This is a genomic window from Bowmanella yangjiangensis (assembly GCF_017255015.1).
In the GTDB taxonomy this organism is placed as follows: domain Bacteria; phylum Pseudomonadota; class Gammaproteobacteria; order Enterobacterales; family Alteromonadaceae; genus Bowmanella; species Bowmanella yangjiangensis.
Genome location: NZ_JAFKCS010000657.1, coordinates 1 through 402 on the forward strand (window position 1 = coordinate 1; position 402 = coordinate 402).

Here is a 402-nt window from a genome sequence, read left to right on the forward strand (position 1 = left end):
TTCCCCTCTGTCTGCTCAGTGGTCTGCTGGCGTTGCCGGTGCATGCCTCTGAGGTTCAGGACTTGCTTGGACGCCTAGCCGAGGCGGAGCGTCAGCAAAGTTTTCAGGGTACGTTTATCTATGAACGTAACGGTAGTTTCTCCAGTCATGCCGTCTGGCACAAAGTGGAGGATGGGGGACAAGTGCGTGAGCGCCTTCTGCAGCTGGATGGTCCGGCGCAGGAGGTGCTGAAGGTCGATGGACAGACGCAATGCGTCAGTGGTGCGCTGGTCGATCAGGTCAGCGAAGGCCAGACCTGGCCCGCTCGCCACCTGGATGCCGATCAGCTGAGCAACTGGTACGACATTCGTGTCGTGGGTCAGTCGCGTATCGCTGATCGCAGCGCCGTGGTCCTGGTGCTGG

The 402-nt window shown here is 60.2% G+C and carries 1 protein-coding gene; it reads left to right on the top strand.

Translation table 11 applies throughout. The features are described from left to right. Positions 1-402: sigma-E factor regulatory protein RseB domain-containing protein (locus J0A65_RS26125; RefSeq protein ID WP_332874386.1), on the top strand; the 402-nt coding region annotated here is incomplete at both ends.